16 protein-coding genes and 2 tRNA genes are annotated in these 13,862 nt (G+C 59.2%); 11 read left to right on the forward strand and 7 right to left on the reverse strand.

The window, feature by feature from the left end; translation table 11 throughout:
• Window positions 1-11 precede the first annotated feature (11 nt).
• From H7B67_RS19875 to H7B67_RS19900, 6 genes are all read left to right on the forward strand, one after another.
• Window positions 12-1,184, forward strand: coding sequence for a M24 family metallopeptidase (locus tag H7B67_RS19875; protein ID WP_185121594.1), 1,173 nt, complete (start codon window positions 12-14; stop codon window positions 1,182-1,184).
• The gene (locus H7B67_RS19880; RefSeq protein ID WP_185121595.1) at window positions 1,181-1,972 is read left to right on the forward strand and encodes an SDR family oxidoreductase; all 792 of its coding nucleotides are present in this window, start codon (window positions 1,181-1,183) and stop codon (window positions 1,970-1,972) included. The genes H7B67_RS19875 and H7B67_RS19880 overlap by 4 nt, the downstream gene beginning before the upstream one ends.
• A complete protein-coding gene (locus H7B67_RS19885) occupies window positions 1,969-3,186 on the forward strand; it encodes a M20 family metallopeptidase (protein ID WP_185121596.1) in 1,218 nt (405 codons plus the stop codon). The genes H7B67_RS19880 and H7B67_RS19885 overlap by 4 nt, the downstream gene beginning before the upstream one ends.
• Before the next feature lie 34 nt (window positions 3,187-3,220).
• On the forward strand, window positions 3,221-4,435 hold the full coding sequence (locus H7B67_RS19890; protein ID WP_185121597.1) for a pyridoxal phosphate-dependent aminotransferase: 1,215 nt from the start codon (window positions 3,221-3,223) through the stop codon (window positions 4,433-4,435).
• 53 nt (window positions 4,436-4,488) lie between these two features.
• Window positions 4,489-5,388, forward strand: a complete 900-nt coding sequence (locus H7B67_RS19895) for a dihydrodipicolinate synthase family protein (protein WP_185121598.1) — start codon at window positions 4,489-4,491, stop codon at window positions 5,386-5,388.
• 162 nt (window positions 5,389-5,550) lie between these two features.
• A complete protein-coding gene (locus H7B67_RS19900) occupies window positions 5,551-6,231 on the forward strand; it encodes a uracil-DNA glycosylase (protein WP_185121599.1) in 681 nt (226 codons plus the stop codon).
• 77 nt (window positions 6,232-6,308) lie between these two features.
• Here H7B67_RS19900 and H7B67_RS19905 read toward each other — a convergent pair whose 3' ends face one another.
• From H7B67_RS19905 to H7B67_RS19920, 4 genes are all read right to left on the reverse strand, one after another.
• The gene (locus H7B67_RS19905) at window positions 6,309-7,307 is read right to left on the reverse strand and encodes an S-layer homology domain-containing protein (protein WP_185121600.1); all 999 of its coding nucleotides are present in this window, start codon (window positions 7,305-7,307) and stop codon (window positions 6,309-6,311) included.
• Window positions 7,308-7,448: 141 nt separating this feature from the next.
• Window positions 7,449-7,524, reverse strand: a tRNA-Val gene (locus H7B67_RS19910).
• 74 nt (window positions 7,525-7,598) lie between these two features.
• On the reverse strand, window positions 7,599-8,318 hold the full coding sequence (locus tag H7B67_RS19915) for a hypothetical protein (RefSeq protein WP_185121601.1): 720 nt from the start codon (window positions 8,316-8,318) through the stop codon (window positions 7,599-7,601).
• A gap of 111 nt (window positions 8,319-8,429) precedes the next feature.
• Window positions 8,430-8,505: transfer RNA gene (locus tag H7B67_RS19920), tRNA-Val, on the reverse strand.
• A gap of 148 nt (window positions 8,506-8,653) precedes the next feature.
• Here H7B67_RS19920 and H7B67_RS19925 point away from each other — a divergent pair.
• Both H7B67_RS19925 and H7B67_RS19930 read left to right on the forward strand, forming a co-directional pair.
• Window positions 8,654-8,851: a hypothetical protein gene (locus H7B67_RS19925; RefSeq protein ID WP_185121686.1), complete on the forward strand. Its 198-nt coding sequence runs from the start codon at window positions 8,654-8,656 to the stop codon at window positions 8,849-8,851.
• Window positions 8,852-8,943: 92 nt separating this feature from the next.
• On the forward strand, window positions 8,944-9,165 hold the full coding sequence (locus H7B67_RS19930) for a hypothetical protein (RefSeq protein WP_185121602.1): 222 nt from the start codon (window positions 8,944-8,946) through the stop codon (window positions 9,163-9,165).
• Window positions 9,166-9,409: 244 nt separating this feature from the next.
• Here the strand turns inward: H7B67_RS19930 and H7B67_RS19935 are convergent, their stop codons facing one another.
• Window positions 9,410-10,144, reverse strand: coding sequence for an MBL fold metallo-hydrolase (locus tag H7B67_RS19935; protein WP_185121681.1), 735 nt, complete (start codon window positions 10,142-10,144; stop codon window positions 9,410-9,412).
• 194 nt (window positions 10,145-10,338) lie between these two features.
• Between H7B67_RS19935 and H7B67_RS19940 the strand changes: the two genes are divergently transcribed.
• The 3 genes from H7B67_RS19940 to H7B67_RS19950 all read left to right on the forward strand — a co-directional run bounded on the left by H7B67_RS19940 (window position 10,339) and on the right by H7B67_RS19950 (window position 11,663).
• Window positions 10,339-10,584, forward strand: coding sequence for a hypothetical protein (locus H7B67_RS19940; RefSeq protein ID WP_185121603.1), 246 nt, complete (start codon window positions 10,339-10,341; stop codon window positions 10,582-10,584).
• Window positions 10,585-10,673: 89 nt separating this feature from the next.
• A complete protein-coding gene (locus tag H7B67_RS19945) occupies window positions 10,674-11,255 on the forward strand; it encodes a copper amine oxidase (RefSeq protein ID WP_185121604.1) in 582 nt (193 codons plus the stop codon).
• Between the two features lie 114 nt (window positions 11,256-11,369).
• On the forward strand, window positions 11,370-11,663 hold the full coding sequence (locus H7B67_RS19950; protein ID WP_185121605.1) for a DUF1292 domain-containing protein: 294 nt from the start codon (window positions 11,370-11,372) through the stop codon (window positions 11,661-11,663).
• An 81-nt stretch (window positions 11,664-11,744) separates the two neighbouring features.
• Here the strand turns inward: H7B67_RS19950 and H7B67_RS19955 are convergent, their stop codons facing one another.
• The gene (locus tag H7B67_RS19955; RefSeq protein WP_185121606.1) at window positions 11,745-12,173 is read right to left on the reverse strand and encodes a DUF1885 family protein; all 429 of its coding nucleotides are present in this window, start codon (window positions 12,171-12,173) and stop codon (window positions 11,745-11,747) included.
• A gap of 89 nt (window positions 12,174-12,262) precedes the next feature.
• A complete protein-coding gene (locus H7B67_RS19960; RefSeq protein WP_185121607.1) occupies window positions 12,263-13,732 on the reverse strand; it encodes an aminotransferase class I/II-fold pyridoxal phosphate-dependent enzyme in 1,470 nt (489 codons plus the stop codon).
• Window positions 13,733-13,862 lie beyond the last annotated feature (130 nt).

The raw sequence follows: 13,862 nt of genomic DNA on the forward strand, positions 1-13,862 counted from the left end.
AGGGACTTAACATGCAGACAACGTTGGTATTTTCACGGGATGAGTTTCGGAGCCGCCTTGAGCGGCTTCAAGCCGAGCTGGCCAAGCAGGATCTGAGCGGGATGCTCATCCACACGCCGGAGAACATTTTCTACCTGACCGGTTATCAAAGCCCCGGCTACTATATGTACCAATGCCTCGTCGTCCCTGCTTCCGGCAACCCGGTGCTCGTGCTGCGCCGCGGCGAGCTGTCCAACGTGGAGACGTACAGCTGGCTGCCGAGCGATCAGGTCCGCACGTACGACGACACGAACGATCCGGTCGCGCTGACGGCCGACACGGTGCGGGAGGTGGGGATCGCCGCGAGCGGCCTGGGCTTGGAGACGGGCTCGTGGTTCCTTCCGGTCCGCCATTACAAGAAGCTGGAGGTCATGCTCGGCGACTATCGGCTGACCGACGCTCAAGGAACGGTCGAGAGCCTGCGGGTCGTGAAGTCCGCGGCGGAGATCGGCTACATTCGCGAGGCGTGCGCCGTCGCCGACAAGTCGATGCAAGCGGGACTCGACGCTATCCGGGCGGGAGTGAACGAAGACGAGGCGGCCGCCGCGATGTTCTCGGCGATGATTCTCGCCGGCGGGGAGTACCTCGGCATGGAGCCGTTCATCTCCTCCGGCTACCGATCGGGCAACATGCACTCCGCCTGGGGGCACAAAGTAATCGGCGAAGGCGAGACTCTGCTTCTGGAAGTGGCGGGCTCGCGCAACCGGTACCACGGCGCTCTGATGCGCGCCGCGTATACGGGAACTCCGACCGACGAGATCAAGCGCGCGACGGAGGTGTGCATCGCTTCGCTGAACGCGGCCTTGGACGCGATCAAGCCGGGCGTCACGGCCGGAGAGGTGGACGAGGCGTGCCGCGGCACGATCGAGCGAGCCGGCATGTACGAGCAGTTCCGCAAGCGCACGGGCTACTCGATCGGCGCCGCATTCGCTCCGGACTGGGGCGAAGGGCACATCATGAGCCTGCAGCGCGACGATGAGCGCGTGCTGCTGCCGGGCATGGTGTTCCACATCCCGCCGGCGCTGCGCGTGCCGAACCGCTACGGAGTCGGCTTCAGCGAGACGATTCTGGTCACCGAGACGGGCTGCGAAGTGCTGACGACGCTGCCACGGGAACTGACGATCGCGAAGGGGGTAACGGCATGAGCGGAGTTTTCGATTTCGCGGGGAAGACGGCGCTGGTCGCCGCGGCGAGCAAAGGCTTGGGACGGGCGGTCGCGCTGGAGCTGGCGAAGGGCGGCGCGAACGTTGCGATATTCAGCAGGGATGCGGAAGCGGCTAGGGCCGCGGCCGAGGAAATTGCCGGCGAGACGGGGGCCAAGGTGCTCGGCTTGGGGGCGGACGTCACTTCCGCCGAGGATTTGAAGCGCTGCGTCGAACGGGCGGTCGCCGAGTTCGGCGGGCTGCAGATCGTCGTGACGAATGCCGGAGGTCCTCCGGCGGGCACGTTCGAGACGTTGAGCGAGGCGGATTGGCAGTTCGCCTTCGAGCTGAACCTGATGAGCATCGTGAGGCTCGCGGGTTACGCCCTGCCGCACTTGAAGGAGCGGGGAGGCGTCATCATCAACCTCGCCTCATCATCGGTAAAGCAGCCGATCCCGGGCCTCACGCTCTCCAACGTCATGAGGACGGGCGTCGCTGGGCTGAGCAAGACGCTGGCGGAGGAACTGGCCGGGTACGGCATTCGCGTGAATACCGTCGCTCCGGGCCGGATCGATACCGATCGCGTCCGTTCCCTCGACCGGATGAGAGCGGAGAAAGCCGGCGTCACGACCGAAGAATACAAATCGAAGACGGAAGCGGTCATTCCGCTCGGGCGCTACGGCCGTCCCGACGAGCTCGGCCAAGCGGTCGCGTTCCTCTGCTCCGAGGGAGCCAGCTATGTGACGGGACAGACGCTTCTCGTCGACGGGGGAATGGTGAAGTCGCTATGAACGAAACCGCGAAGCCATCGACGCCGCCGGAGGCGGAGCGCGACTCCGTCCTTCGCCTCCTTCAACGATCGATCCGTCCCGAGAGGACGCTGGAGATTCTCGCAGACCTCATCCGCTTCAAGAGCGTCAACCCGGGCGGTACGGAAGGGGAGGCGGCAGCCTATATCGCGAAGACGATGGAATCGGCCGGCTGCGTCGTCGAGCTGCAGGAGATCGAGCCGGGCCGACCGAACGTTCTGGCGAGGCTCAAGGGCACCGGCGGCGGCCGCACCGTCATTCTGAACACGCATATGGACGTCGTTCCCGCAGGGGCCGGTTGGAGCGAGGATCCGTTCGAGATGGTCGTCAAAGGCGATCGCGCTTACGGCCGCGGCGTCATGGACGCCAAAGGGCCGCTCGCCGCGATGATGGCGGCCGTCGAGGCTATCGCCGCCTCCGGCATCGAGCTGCCGGGCGACGTCGTGCTGGCCGCGGTCGTCGACGAGGAAGCGGCGAGCATCGGCGCGCGCCGGCTGCCCGAAGGACTGACGGGCGATCTGGCGGTCGTCGGCGAAGCGACGAACGGTCAGCTCGCGATCGCCCACCGCGGCAGCGTCCGGCCGGTGCTGGTCGCCGACGGCGTCTCCGCGCATTCGTCCACGCCGCATCTGGGCGTGAACGCCGTCATGCTGATGGCCCGCGCGCTGGTCGCCTTGGACGACTTCGCGGGGAAGACGCTGCCGGGCCGGCTTCATCCGCTGACGGGCCAGTCGACGCTGTCCGTCACCGTCATGCGCGGCGGCATCAAGGAATCGATGATCCCGGACCGCTGCGAGGCGCTCATCGACCGCCGGCTTATTCCGGGCGAGGACGAAGAGGCCGCTCTGCGCGAGATCGAACAGGTGATCTCGGGCGTTCCGGAGCTGGACGGGAGGGTCCGCATCGACCGTCTCGTCCCGACGACCGGCGTCGCTTCGGAGACGGCTCCCGATCATCCGATGGTCGGCCTTGCCTCCCGCGCGATCGAGGAGGTTTACGGCCGACGCCCCGAGCTGGTGGGGCTGACGGCCAACTGCGACATGACCCACTTCGTCGCCCGCGGCATTCCGTCGGTCATCTACGGCCCCGGCGATTTCAGCGTGGCGCACACGGCGGACGAATGGGTGCCTCTCTCCGAATTGGAGAAGGCGACGAGAGTTTACGCAACGATCGCGTTGGATGTAGCAAGCTCCTGACGATCACACGACAAACGACAACGAGGGGATGGCCATGACGAAATCCAATATTCAACTTAGAACCCGTCTCGCGGAATGGACGGATCGCGTGCTGCCTTCTCCGACCGCCTTGCTTGAATCCACCGTGGCGAGATACCAGAGGGAGGGGCGGCCGCTCTTCCGGCTCGGCCTCGGGCAGCCGGACTTCCCGACACCCGACCGAGCGAAGCAATCCGCGATTCAAGCCATTCACGACGACTTCACCGGCTATACCGACACGGCCGGCATTCTGCCGCTTCGCCAAGCGATCTCGAAGGCGCTTAGCCGCGATATGGGGCTAAGCTACGCCTCTGACGAGATCGTCGTCACCGTCGGCGGCAAGCACGCCCTGTTCAACACGATCAATACGCTCTGCCGGCCGGGCGACGAGGTGCTCATTCCGGTGCCCTATTGGGTGTCGTTCCCCGAGCAGGTCAAGTTCGCAGGAGCGAAGCCGGTTTTCGTGCAGACGGACGCGGCGGACGGCTACAAGGTAACGCCGAAGTCGCTCGCCCCGTACGTGAACGGCTCTACGCGCCTGCTCATTCTGAACCAGCCGAACAATCCGTCCGGCGCCGTCTATTCCAAGCGTGAGCTGGCGGAACTCGCCGAGTTCGTTCGCGAGCGCGATCTGTGGGTCATCAGCGACGAGGTGTACTCTTCCTTCGTGTTCCGGCCGGAAGGCTTTACGAGCATCGCGTCCTTCCCCGGGATGCGGGAGCGCGCCGTCGTCATCAACGCGGTGTCCAAGGCTTACGGAATGACGGGCTGGCGCATCGGCTATTCCGCGGCTCCCGCGGAAGTGTCGGAAGCGATGCTGCGCCTGCAATCGCATACGACGAGCAATCCTTCTTCCGTCGCACAGAAGGCGGCGCTGGCGGCCATCGAAGGCCCTCAGGACGACCAGGCCGTCATCCGAGAGCAATACATGGCGCGGCGCGATCTTCTCGTCGAAGGCGTCCGCCGCATCCGCGGGCTCGAATGCCTCGTGCCCGAAGGAGCGTTCTACGTCTGGGTAGACGCTTCCGAGTGGTTGGGACGCACGATTGCCGGCCGATCGATCGAGTCGGCCGACGACCTGGCCGCCGTCCTGCTCGAGGAAGCGGGAGTGGCCGTCATGCCGGGAACCGGCTTCGGCAGCCCGCATCACCTAAGGCTGTCGTATTCGGTAGCGCTGCCCGAGATGCAAGGCGGCTTGGCGGCGATGGAAGCTCTGCTCGGACGCAAGTAATCCCGTTCTTCTAACCGAAACAAGAATCGCATTCATCCAAGGAGGCTATCATCATGACCCCATCCGAACTTAGAAGCCGGCTAAAAGGCATTTACGTGCTTGCCGTCACGCCGATGAACGAGGACCTGTCGTTTAATCCGTCCGCTCTCCAAAGCAACATCGACCGCTTCGTCGAGGCGGGCGTCCACGGAATCGTCGTCGGCGGTACTTACGCGGAGTACCCGAGTCTTACGATCGAAGAGCGCAAGGAATTGTTCTATGCCGCCGCCGAAGCGACGGCGGGACGCGTGCCGCTGCTCTGCTGCACGGCCGCGAGCGGCACCTATGAGGCGATCGAGCTGGGCAAAGCGGCGAAGGAGGCCGGCGCCGACGGAGTGATGGTGACGCCTCCGTACGTGTCGGAGGTCAAGCCGAAGGACATTGCCTACCACTTCCAGAAGCTGGACGAAGCGGCCGAGATCCCGATCCTGATCTATAACAGCGCAAGCATCGGCGTCCACTTGTCGCCGGAAGAGCTTGCGGAGCTCGGCAAGCTTCCGAACGTCGCGGGAGTGAAGCAGGGAGCGGTCGACCTTCACGCCCTCGTACGCACGGTAGCTTACGCTTCCCAGGACATCTCCGTCATGTGCGGCTCCGACGGTCTGGCGCTGGGCGCCTTGGCGAGCGGCTTGGACGGCGTCACCTCGACGAACTCGAACTTCATGGCGGCGGAATTCGTCGCCCTGTACGACGAATTCGGCCGCGGCGAGAACAAGAAGGCGCTCGAGCGCTACTACCGCTGGCAGCCGGTGCGCGAACTGGCGCGCAAGTACGGTCAGCCGGCCATGGTCAAAGCCGCGATGGAGCTGGTCGGCTTGTCGGCCGGCCCGGTGCGCGCTCCATTCCGCACGCTGGACGCGGAGGCGCGAGCCGACATCGAGCGTTCGCTTCGCCAAGCTGAAATTCTGCGGTAAACCGTTCTAACGAAAGCCCCGGCGCTTCCATGGCCCGGGGCTTTCGTTGCGCGTTCGGCAGCGTTCGTATTAAGATAAAGTTGAGGTCAAACTTGGACAGCCGTCTTTTTATCAAGTTTACATTCATCGGACTCATTCTTAATTAATCGCGGAGGACCAGCCATGACAGTCATATTTCGCAACGATTGGGAGCCGCTGCTTAAGCCGGAGCTGGAGAAGCCTTATTATCAGCAATTGCGAAGCCAGCTCGCCCAGGAGTACCGGGAACAGACGATTCATCCGGACATGCACCATATCTACCAGGCGCTGCATTTAACCTCCTATGAAGACACGAAGGTCGTCATTCTGGGACAGGATCCTTACCACGGACCTGGACAAGCCCACGGCCTCAGCTTTTCGGTCCTTCCCGGGGTGCGGGTTCCGCCGTCCCTACAGAACATCTATAAAGAGATTTATAGCGATCTAGGCCATCCCATTCCTAACCATGGATTCCTGGAGCACTGGGCGAAGCAGGGCGTTCTGCTGTTGAACGCGGTACTGACGGTCCGGGACGGGCTGCCGAATTCCCACAAAAAACTCGGCTGGGAGACGTTCACGACGGCCGTCATTGCGGCGCTTAACGAGAGGGAACGGCCGATCGTGTTCATTCTGTGGGGGCGAAACGCCCAGGAGAAGGCGGCGTTCATCGACCGCTCGCGCCATCTCGTCATCGCGTCGGCCCATCCGAGCCCGTTGTCGGCTCATAATGGATTTTTCGGGAGCAAGCCGTTTTCGAAAGCCAACGCGTTCCTGCGCGAAACGGGGCAGCAAGAGATCGACTGGAGCGTTCCGGAGCTCCCTTGACGCGCAACAGGCAGTCCCAAGCGGCGTTGAACGCCGTCGGGACTGCCTGTTTGCCTTCGATTCGATTATTTCCTTCCTTACTCGTAGATCGGGAAGCCGGTGGAGCCGCCTGCCGCGCCTTCGGACGAAGAGGAGACGGACGAGCCGAAGTCTTCCGAACCAAGCACCGGCTTATAGGCGGAGGGAATGTACGCGAACGTCTTCACATCCGTGATGACCTGAGGGTACAGCGCAGCCGGATCCGGCGGAGTCGAACGGTAGCGCACGATCGCGTTGCCGTCTTTAAACTCGATGCTCGAGACCTCTATGCCGTAACCCGGATGCGGAACGGTGGCGGTCACCGTCACTTTGGTTACGTCGCCCGAATAAGCCTCGGATGTCAGCTTCACGTCGCTCAGCACGGAAGTTTGAGGCTCCTCCACTTCGGGCAGCGGCGTTTTCTCCACGAATTCGATCGCCCTGTCGAGCAGAACGGCCGCTTCGCTTCTCGTAATCGCGTCCTGCGGACGGAAGTTTTGCTCCCTATCCAATTCGGCGATGCCGGAGACGAGCAGCTTCTGAATGCTGTTCGAGAACGCTTGGGTCACTTTGTCTTCGTCGTTCAGCATGACGTATTGCTCGGTGAAGGCGTAGTCGCCTTTGGTGGAGATCCCCTGGAACAGCCAATGGGCGAATTGCTCGCGGGTGATCTTCTTGCTAGGGTCGATGTCCTTCGGGATGTCGAGTCCGTTCAGCTGCGCGATAATAAACGTCATCGCATAGGAGGCGTTATCCTTCACGTTCGTGAAGTAGTCGCTGGCTTTCGGCTCCTTAATAAAGTTCATGGCGTCGATGTTCAGGTTCAATCCTTTGACGATCAGCGTAAGGGCCGTCGCTCCGTCCACCGGAGCTTGGGGCTTGAAGGCGTTGTTGCCGACGCCTTGGACGATTCCCCGGTCGCGCAGGTCTTGGATGGACTTGTAGCCCGGATCTTTCGGCGATATGTCGCTAAAGGCGAATGCGGACCCGCTCAGCAGGACGCAGGAGAGGGCGGCGGCGGCAAAGGCGATCGTCTTCTTCGGCTTGGATGGCATCATGAAATCCTCCCTGTAGGTGGTTTTGGGTTTGTTGCCAGCTGGTATCGATTCAGACGCAGGGATAGGGGAGAAGGTTGCAGGCGTGCCGGAAAAACAAAAAGAGCCTTCGGATCTCTCCGAGGCTCTCTGGCTTGTATAAGATGGTGATCTGGACAGGGATCGAACCTGTGACCCCTACCCTGTCAAGGTAGTGCTCTCCCAGCTGAGCTACCAGATCAAGTAATGTCGCGACTTGATCTATTATAGCGGCAACCGCGGAAGAAGTAAAGGACTTCTCGTAAAATAGTTGAATTACTTTTGTGGGGCTGGAGTCGTATCCTTGGCTTGGTTGGCTTTGCTCCATACACGGTGGATCCGCTCTTGAATTCGCGCTTTTTCCTTCTCGAGCAGCTTGGAGACGAGGGCATCCTCGGAGATTCCTTTCTCCTTGCCGATCTGAGCGATCGTCTTGCCGTTCTTCAGCTCTTGAAGCAAGACGTCCGAGCTGATTCCGAGCACCTGGGCGGTTTCGTCCAAACGCTTCGAGCGGTGGTGCCCGTTCCCGCCGTGCCGGTGCCAGGCGTTGCCGTTGCCTTCCACAAGCCGCGTCGTGTGCTCCACGAGGCGCTCGTTGATTTTTTTGGCCTGCTCGTCGGTGAGACGGCCGGCTTTGACCGCTTCCGTTATGCGTTCTTTCTGCATCTTGACGAGCAGGTCGATGACCTTCTGCTTCGATACGCCTTGGGACTTCGCGATATCGGCGAGCGATTCGCCGGCGCTGAGGCGGGAGCGCAAGGTCGACTCGTCAAGCTTAAGCAGCTTAAGCAGCGGGGCGTTCCCGTCCGATTGCATCGCCCCGAACACTTCGAGATCAAGCGGAGCGCGATGCTCGTGGAGCGAGGCGGGCGGAGCCGTCGGGTCGGCTGCGGAAGCGGCAGGTGCGGCGGTTAGTAAAGCGATGCCGGGCAGCGCGAGCGCGAAGGCGGCCGTCAGCAAAGGTCGCTTCAGAAAGTTGTTGTTCTTAGGTTTCATGTTGTTCTCACTCCTTCAACAACCATTGTGGGTCAAGTGAGCGAGAACTAAACCGTCTCCGGACAAAAAAATAAGAGCCCTTGTATTCAAGGGCCCGCGTAGTTTAAAGGATGGTGATCTGGACAGGGATCGAACCTGTGACCCCTACCCTGTCAAGGTAGTGCTCTCCCAGCTGAGCTACCAGATCGCGTCTCGTAAGGACAAATAGAATAATACCAAGCCGAGCGCTCGAAGTCAACGGGTTTGCACCTTTCTTTTTTTGCACAATAAACGCCAAATTTATTATGCCCGAACCTGTTGCGAAGAGGGATGAATGGCAAACGGGATGCGTACATATGAACTACGACAGGAACCGGGAGGCGGCGAGTATGGAAGAACCGGTGTATCTGCTGATCTGGCTGATCGGATTGTTCGGCTTGATCGGCTTCGTTCTGGCGGCGGTAACGAATCTCGTGCGCAAGGACACTACGGAATACGACAAGCGGTTCACATGGGAATGGAAGCGGGAATGGGAGGAGGACGGCAAGAATTGAAGGCGCTTTAATTCCAGTCGAAAAACGAATAAGAGAAGCGCTTCGAGGGCAACATGGTGCTGTATTCCAACTTGTCCAAGGAGCGCCAATTCATGCAGATGCGTAAAGGCAGCCACGGCCGTAAAATCATTCTCGTCACGCTCGCGCTCGCTTCGTTAGGCGGACTTAGCGCCTGCCAGCAACGGTTCGTCATTCCGGATGACAGGAACGTTATGGCCAGCGTATACGGGAACCGCTCTCAAAGCGTTATCGGCGACGTCTACTCGAGATCCTCCGCCGTAACGGATGCTCCTTCCTTCTCCGGCAGATGGTAGCCGACAGTCGGCTAATAAACGAACAAGCTCCGCAGCTCGGCTAATCGGCCGGCTGCGGAGCTTGTTCGTTTACTCTTCCCATTTGCGGGAATAGGCTTTCCCGGTTACCCAGATAATGCTTACGATCAGCAATACGGCGATAATGCCGGCGATAACGTAAGTCGCGACCAAGAGGCTTCAACACCTTTCCAGACACCTTTCCTCATTATAAACCCGTTTTGCGGAGAGGGCTATCTTAATGAGGTTACACCGAATAGATTCGGTGCTGCTCCACGAAGCTCATCCGGCCGGTTCGGCCTTCGAATTCGCTGCGATCGTCCCCGTAATGCATGAGCCGGATACGGGATTGAATATCGTCGGGCAGCGTCAACAGCTCGGAGAGCGAGGCATGGACGAGTCCCGGCTCGTGCAGCTGGCAATCGTGGAATAAAGTCCGGACGCCTCTCTCCCGAACGAGGTGCTCGAGCAGCTTGGGGCTGAAGACGATATCGGCGGAATAGAAGAACGAATCGTTGAACAGCATGGAGTAGCTCTTCTTGTTCGGCACGTGATCGGTTTGCATCAATTCGATCTTGAGGCCGGGGAAGATCTCCTGCGGCACGCCCGGAGCAAGAGGGCGCACTTCGAAATAGTCGGAGAGCTGACGGAAATCCTCTTGCTCGAGTCCTCCGCGCAACGAGTTGTTCCACAGCGGCTCCGCCAAATCCTCGGCGATGAAGAGAGGGACTTTGATCTTATATTTATAGAGATATTGGAAGGCTAGCTCCTCAAGACCCCCGATATGGTCCGCGTGAATATGGGAGATCAGGATGCCATGGATCCGATTGAGCGGAATTCCCATTTGGTGAAGCGCCGTCGGAGCGGTCAAGCCGCAATCGATCAGCAAGGTTTGGCTATCGCAATGGAGCAGGGCGTTATTGTTGTAGTAGGCTTTGGCGAATGCGCTGCCTGTCCCGATCATCTGAATGTCCATCTGCAGCCTCCCGGTTACGATAAGACGCACTGGTTAATATCCGACATGATTCCTCATAAATGTACCATAATTTGTATCGATGCAAAAGCTTTCCCGCGGAATCGAAAGTCCCGTCCCTTGATGGTAGCCGGAGCACCACCGGAAGTATAGCCGCATACCTTGTTGAAGATACGATTCGTTCAACTTAAGGGGAATGCGAAATGAACAAGCCAGCCGGCAAAAAAACGGTCAAGAAAAAAAGCAGCTCCGCGGACAGCCAGCGGCCGCAAATGAAAGTGGTGACTTCCGACGCATGCGCCGCATGCAAAACGCCCTGTCACCGAGGGTTGGATTACTTGGAGAGGATGTCGAAGCCGGGAGCGGTCGGCAACGGGGTTCCGTGCGTCCTTACGCTGCCGCCGGCGGCAAGGCCTTCCTCCGCTTTCGCTGCGCTAGCGAAAGGTTAAAATTTTTTTAAATTTTCTCCGCAACTTTTCCCTTTGCGATCGGTATAACCAATTGCATGCAAGGAATTGGATGACGGAGGGAATGACGGATGAAATTCCGCAAGCTTCTAATCTTGACCGCGGTGCTGACCTTGTCGTTCGGCACGGGCGTGTTCGCGGATACCCTGGGTCAGAAAGTCAAAGTGATCTTTAATAAACAAGACGTTTCCGATATCGATGCCACCCTGATCGGCAAGGACGCCTATGTCTCCGCGGGGGCGCTGGGGGACTTGGTGCAGGGCATGGTGTTCTGGGATGACAGCGCCAAGAAGGTTTCTATTTATAAGCCGAACGTGCACATGTTCCTGATGTCCGGCTCCACCTCGTTCGGAACGGTCGCGAAGCAGAAGACTCAAGAATTTCAGGTGTATGCGCAGATCGACAATCTGCAGACAAGCATCTCCAGCTTCAAGATAACGATAACCGACCCTTACGGGGACAGCACCTGGATCGACGGCCTCAGCAGCGGCGATGCCAACTTCCCGTCGGATAAGGACAGCTTCTGGTTCACCTCCAAGAAATTCTCCTACGAATTCAAATACACGGGCAAGTATACCGTTCGCTTCTGGATGAAGCCGACGGACGGTTCGACGATGCAGGTCGTATCGGAGAAGACCGTTATATCCAAGTGACGATCGTTAGGCGCCTTTCTCGAGCGGAGAAGGGCGCTTTCGTTTGACCGGTAAGCAAGGAAATGTTAGGATACCAAGGTAGGTAAATTCAATTGACTGAACGGGGGTTTCACCATGAGCGATCATGTTCATGACGAAAACTGCAACCACGATCACGACGAAGAAGCCGTATTTATCGTAACGGACGAAGACGGCAACGAACATGAGATGGTGCTTGTGTATACTTTCGAGACTGGCGATCAAGCGTATGCGGTCCTCCTCGACCGCAACGATCCGGAAGATGACGGCGTTATCTTCCGCATAGAAGAAGACGGGGAAGACGAGGTTCTCGTGAACATCGAGAGCGACGAGGAATGGGAACGCGTAATGAAGGTTTACGAGGAATTGGTCGCTCAAGAAGAGGGCTGATTCGCTCGTCTTATCCTTATAAGCATTCGAAGGGCTGATCGGCGTCCGGATGGACGAGGTCAGCCCTTCGTGCGTTTCGATCTAGCCTTTGCGCGGGTTGTAATAAATCGTGCGTCCGTTGAACAGCTTGACTTCCGCTTGAAGCTGTTTGCCGATCCACTTGCAGTATTCGTTCGCTTTGGACTTGTCCCCATGCGTGGCTTCCGCCGGCAGAACGACTTGGATGCAAGACGGCTCTTCCGCGCCCGCTTCTTCCGGCGGGGAGGCCGTTCCGAACAGGATAAACCGGTATTTCGGATTGTTGCCCTTCAGGTAGAACCAGCGATCTTCTTCTCCCGCTCTGCTCTCGAAGGTGTAGGGGAACGCTGCTTCCGCGTAATTCCAGCCGAGCTGACGGCCGGTCAATTCGGTTTGCTCCCGGTAATGCCGCAGGCTTGCCTTGATATCTTCGACGGTTACCGAGGAAGCGGCGGATCCTTGTACAAGCTTGATGAATGCGCTTTGACTCATCGGCTGCACCCCCTAAACCAAATGATAGCACCAGCATGCCGCGGCTGGCAATCGTTTCCTTATAGCTGCAAAATCCATAAAAAAGACCGCTACGAAATAGCGGTCTCTTCGACGATGACTTTGATGTTGCGGACGCTTCGGTCTTCCGGTCCTTTGACGGGCAGGCCGACTTCGAGGTGTTCGACGATGTAATCGATATTATCCTGCGAGATGACTTCCCCCGGCAGAAGGATCGGAATGCCCGGCGGATACACGTAGATGAACTCGGCGATGATCCGGCCGGCCGATTCGGTGAGCGGAAGGATCTCCGTCTCGCCGTAAAAGGCGTCCCTCGGAGTGAGGGAAAGGTGCGGGATCTCCGGAATCCGGACGATCAGCTCCTTCACTTCGCGGGTATGAAGGAACTCGTCTGCCATGCGGGCGAGCGCATCCACCAGAATGCCGATCGTCTCTTCGTTGTCTCCCGGCGTGATGAGGCAGAGGATGTTGTACATATCGCTCATCTCGACCTCGATATTGAACTTTTCCCGCAGCCAGTTCTCGGCATCGTAGCCGGTCATGCCGAGGTGACGGATGTGAACGGTGACCTTCGTCGGGTCGTAGTCGAAGGTAGCTTCGTCCCCAAGCAGATCTTCGCCGAAGCAGTACAAGCCTTCGATCTTGTTGATGGCCGCTCGGGCTTGCTGCGCCAACGCGACCGCGCGGCCGGCGAGCTCCCTGCCGTGCAGCGCCAGCTGCCTGCGGGCGGTATCGAGCGACGCGAGCAGCGGGTAGGACGTCGACGTCGACGTCAGCATGCTGAAGATCGTCTGGGCGCGCTGGATGTTGACGAGACCGGAGCGGATATTCAGGATGGAGCTCTGAGTCATCGATCCTCCCAGCTTATGCACGCTCGTCGCCGCCATGTCGGCACCCGCTTGCATGGCCGACAAGGGGAGCTCGTCGGAGAAGTGAATGAGAGCGCCGTGCGCTTCGTCCACGAGCACGGGAATGTCGTATTCGTGCACGAGATCGACGATCTCCTTCAGGTTCGCGCAGACTCCGTAATAGGTCGGGTTAATGACGAGTACGGCAGCCGCATCCGGATGGCGTTCGAGCGCCCGGCGCACCGAACGGGTCGTAATGCCGTGGTCGATGCCGAGATTACGGTCACGGACAGGCGATAGAAACACCGGGCGAGCCCCCGAGAAAATGATCGCGGACAGAACCGATTTGTGAACGTTGCGGGGGACGATGATTTTGTCGCCTTGGCCGCACACGCTCATGATCATCGTCATGATCGCGGTGCTCGTTCCTTGAACGGAGAAGAAGGTAGCGTCCGCTCCGAACGCATCGGCTGCCAGCTGCTGAGCCTCCAGGATGACGCTGACCGGCTGGTGGAGGTCGTCGAGCGGGGCGATGTTGATGAGATCGACATCGAGCACGTTCTGACCAACGAATTCGCGGAACTCCGGATCCATGCCTGAGCCTTTCTTATGGCCGGGGATGTGGAATTGTATCGGATTATGCTCCGCATGGCGACGCAGGGCGTCGAATAAGGGAGTGCGGGAATGATTCAAGGATAGCTCCTACCTTTCCATGCCGTAACATACGGTAAACTGAACAACAAGCATGAGTATAGCAAAAATAGGGGGGAATGCAACAAGTCGCGATAGAGCTTTTCGGATTTATTCGACATCCCATTTGGAA

The organism is Cohnella thailandensis (assembly GCF_014212135.1).
Lineage (GTDB): Bacteria > Bacillota > Bacilli > Paenibacillales > Paenibacillaceae > Cohnella > Cohnella thailandensis.

Bases quoted from the DNA above. Each gene is read 5' to 3' on its own strand.
- H7B67_RS19875 (WP_185121594.1), top strand. From the start codon at position 12: ATGCAGACAACGTTGGTATTTTCACGGGATGAGTTTCGGAGCCGCCTT.
- H7B67_RS19880 (WP_185121595.1), top strand. From the start codon at position 1,181: ATGAGCGGAGTTTTCGATTTCGCGGGGAAGACGGCGCTGGTCGCCGCG.
- H7B67_RS19885 (WP_185121596.1), top strand. From the start codon at position 1,969: ATGAACGAAACCGCGAAGCCATCGACGCCGCCGGAGGCGGAGCGCGAC.
- H7B67_RS19890 (WP_185121597.1), top strand. From the start codon at position 3,221: ATGACGAAATCCAATATTCAACTTAGAACCCGTCTCGCGGAATGGACG.
- H7B67_RS19895 (WP_185121598.1), top strand. From the start codon at position 4,489: ATGACCCCATCCGAACTTAGAAGCCGGCTAAAAGGCATTTACGTGCTT.
- H7B67_RS19900 (WP_185121599.1), top strand. From the start codon at position 5,551: ATGACAGTCATATTTCGCAACGATTGGGAGCCGCTGCTTAAGCCGGAG.
- H7B67_RS19905 (WP_185121600.1), bottom strand. From the start codon at position 7,307: ATGATGCCATCCAAGCCGAAGAAGACGATCGCCTTTGCCGCCGCCGCC.
- H7B67_RS19915 (WP_185121601.1), bottom strand. From the start codon at position 8,318: ATGAAACCTAAGAACAACAACTTTCTGAAGCGACCTTTGCTGACGGCC.
- H7B67_RS19925 (WP_185121686.1), top strand. From the start codon at position 8,654: ATGAACTACGACAGGAACCGGGAGGCGGCGAGTATGGAAGAACCGGTG.
- H7B67_RS19930 (WP_185121602.1), top strand. From the start codon at position 8,944: ATGCAGATGCGTAAAGGCAGCCACGGCCGTAAAATCATTCTCGTCACG.
- H7B67_RS19940 (WP_185121603.1), top strand. From the start codon at position 10,339: ATGAACAAGCCAGCCGGCAAAAAAACGGTCAAGAAAAAAAGCAGCTCC.
- H7B67_RS19945 (WP_185121604.1), top strand. From the start codon at position 10,674: ATGAAATTCCGCAAGCTTCTAATCTTGACCGCGGTGCTGACCTTGTCG.
- H7B67_RS19950 (WP_185121605.1), top strand. From the start codon at position 11,370: ATGAGCGATCATGTTCATGACGAAAACTGCAACCACGATCACGACGAA.
- H7B67_RS19955 (WP_185121606.1), bottom strand. From the start codon at position 12,173: ATGAGTCAAAGCGCATTCATCAAGCTTGTACAAGGATCCGCCGCTTCC.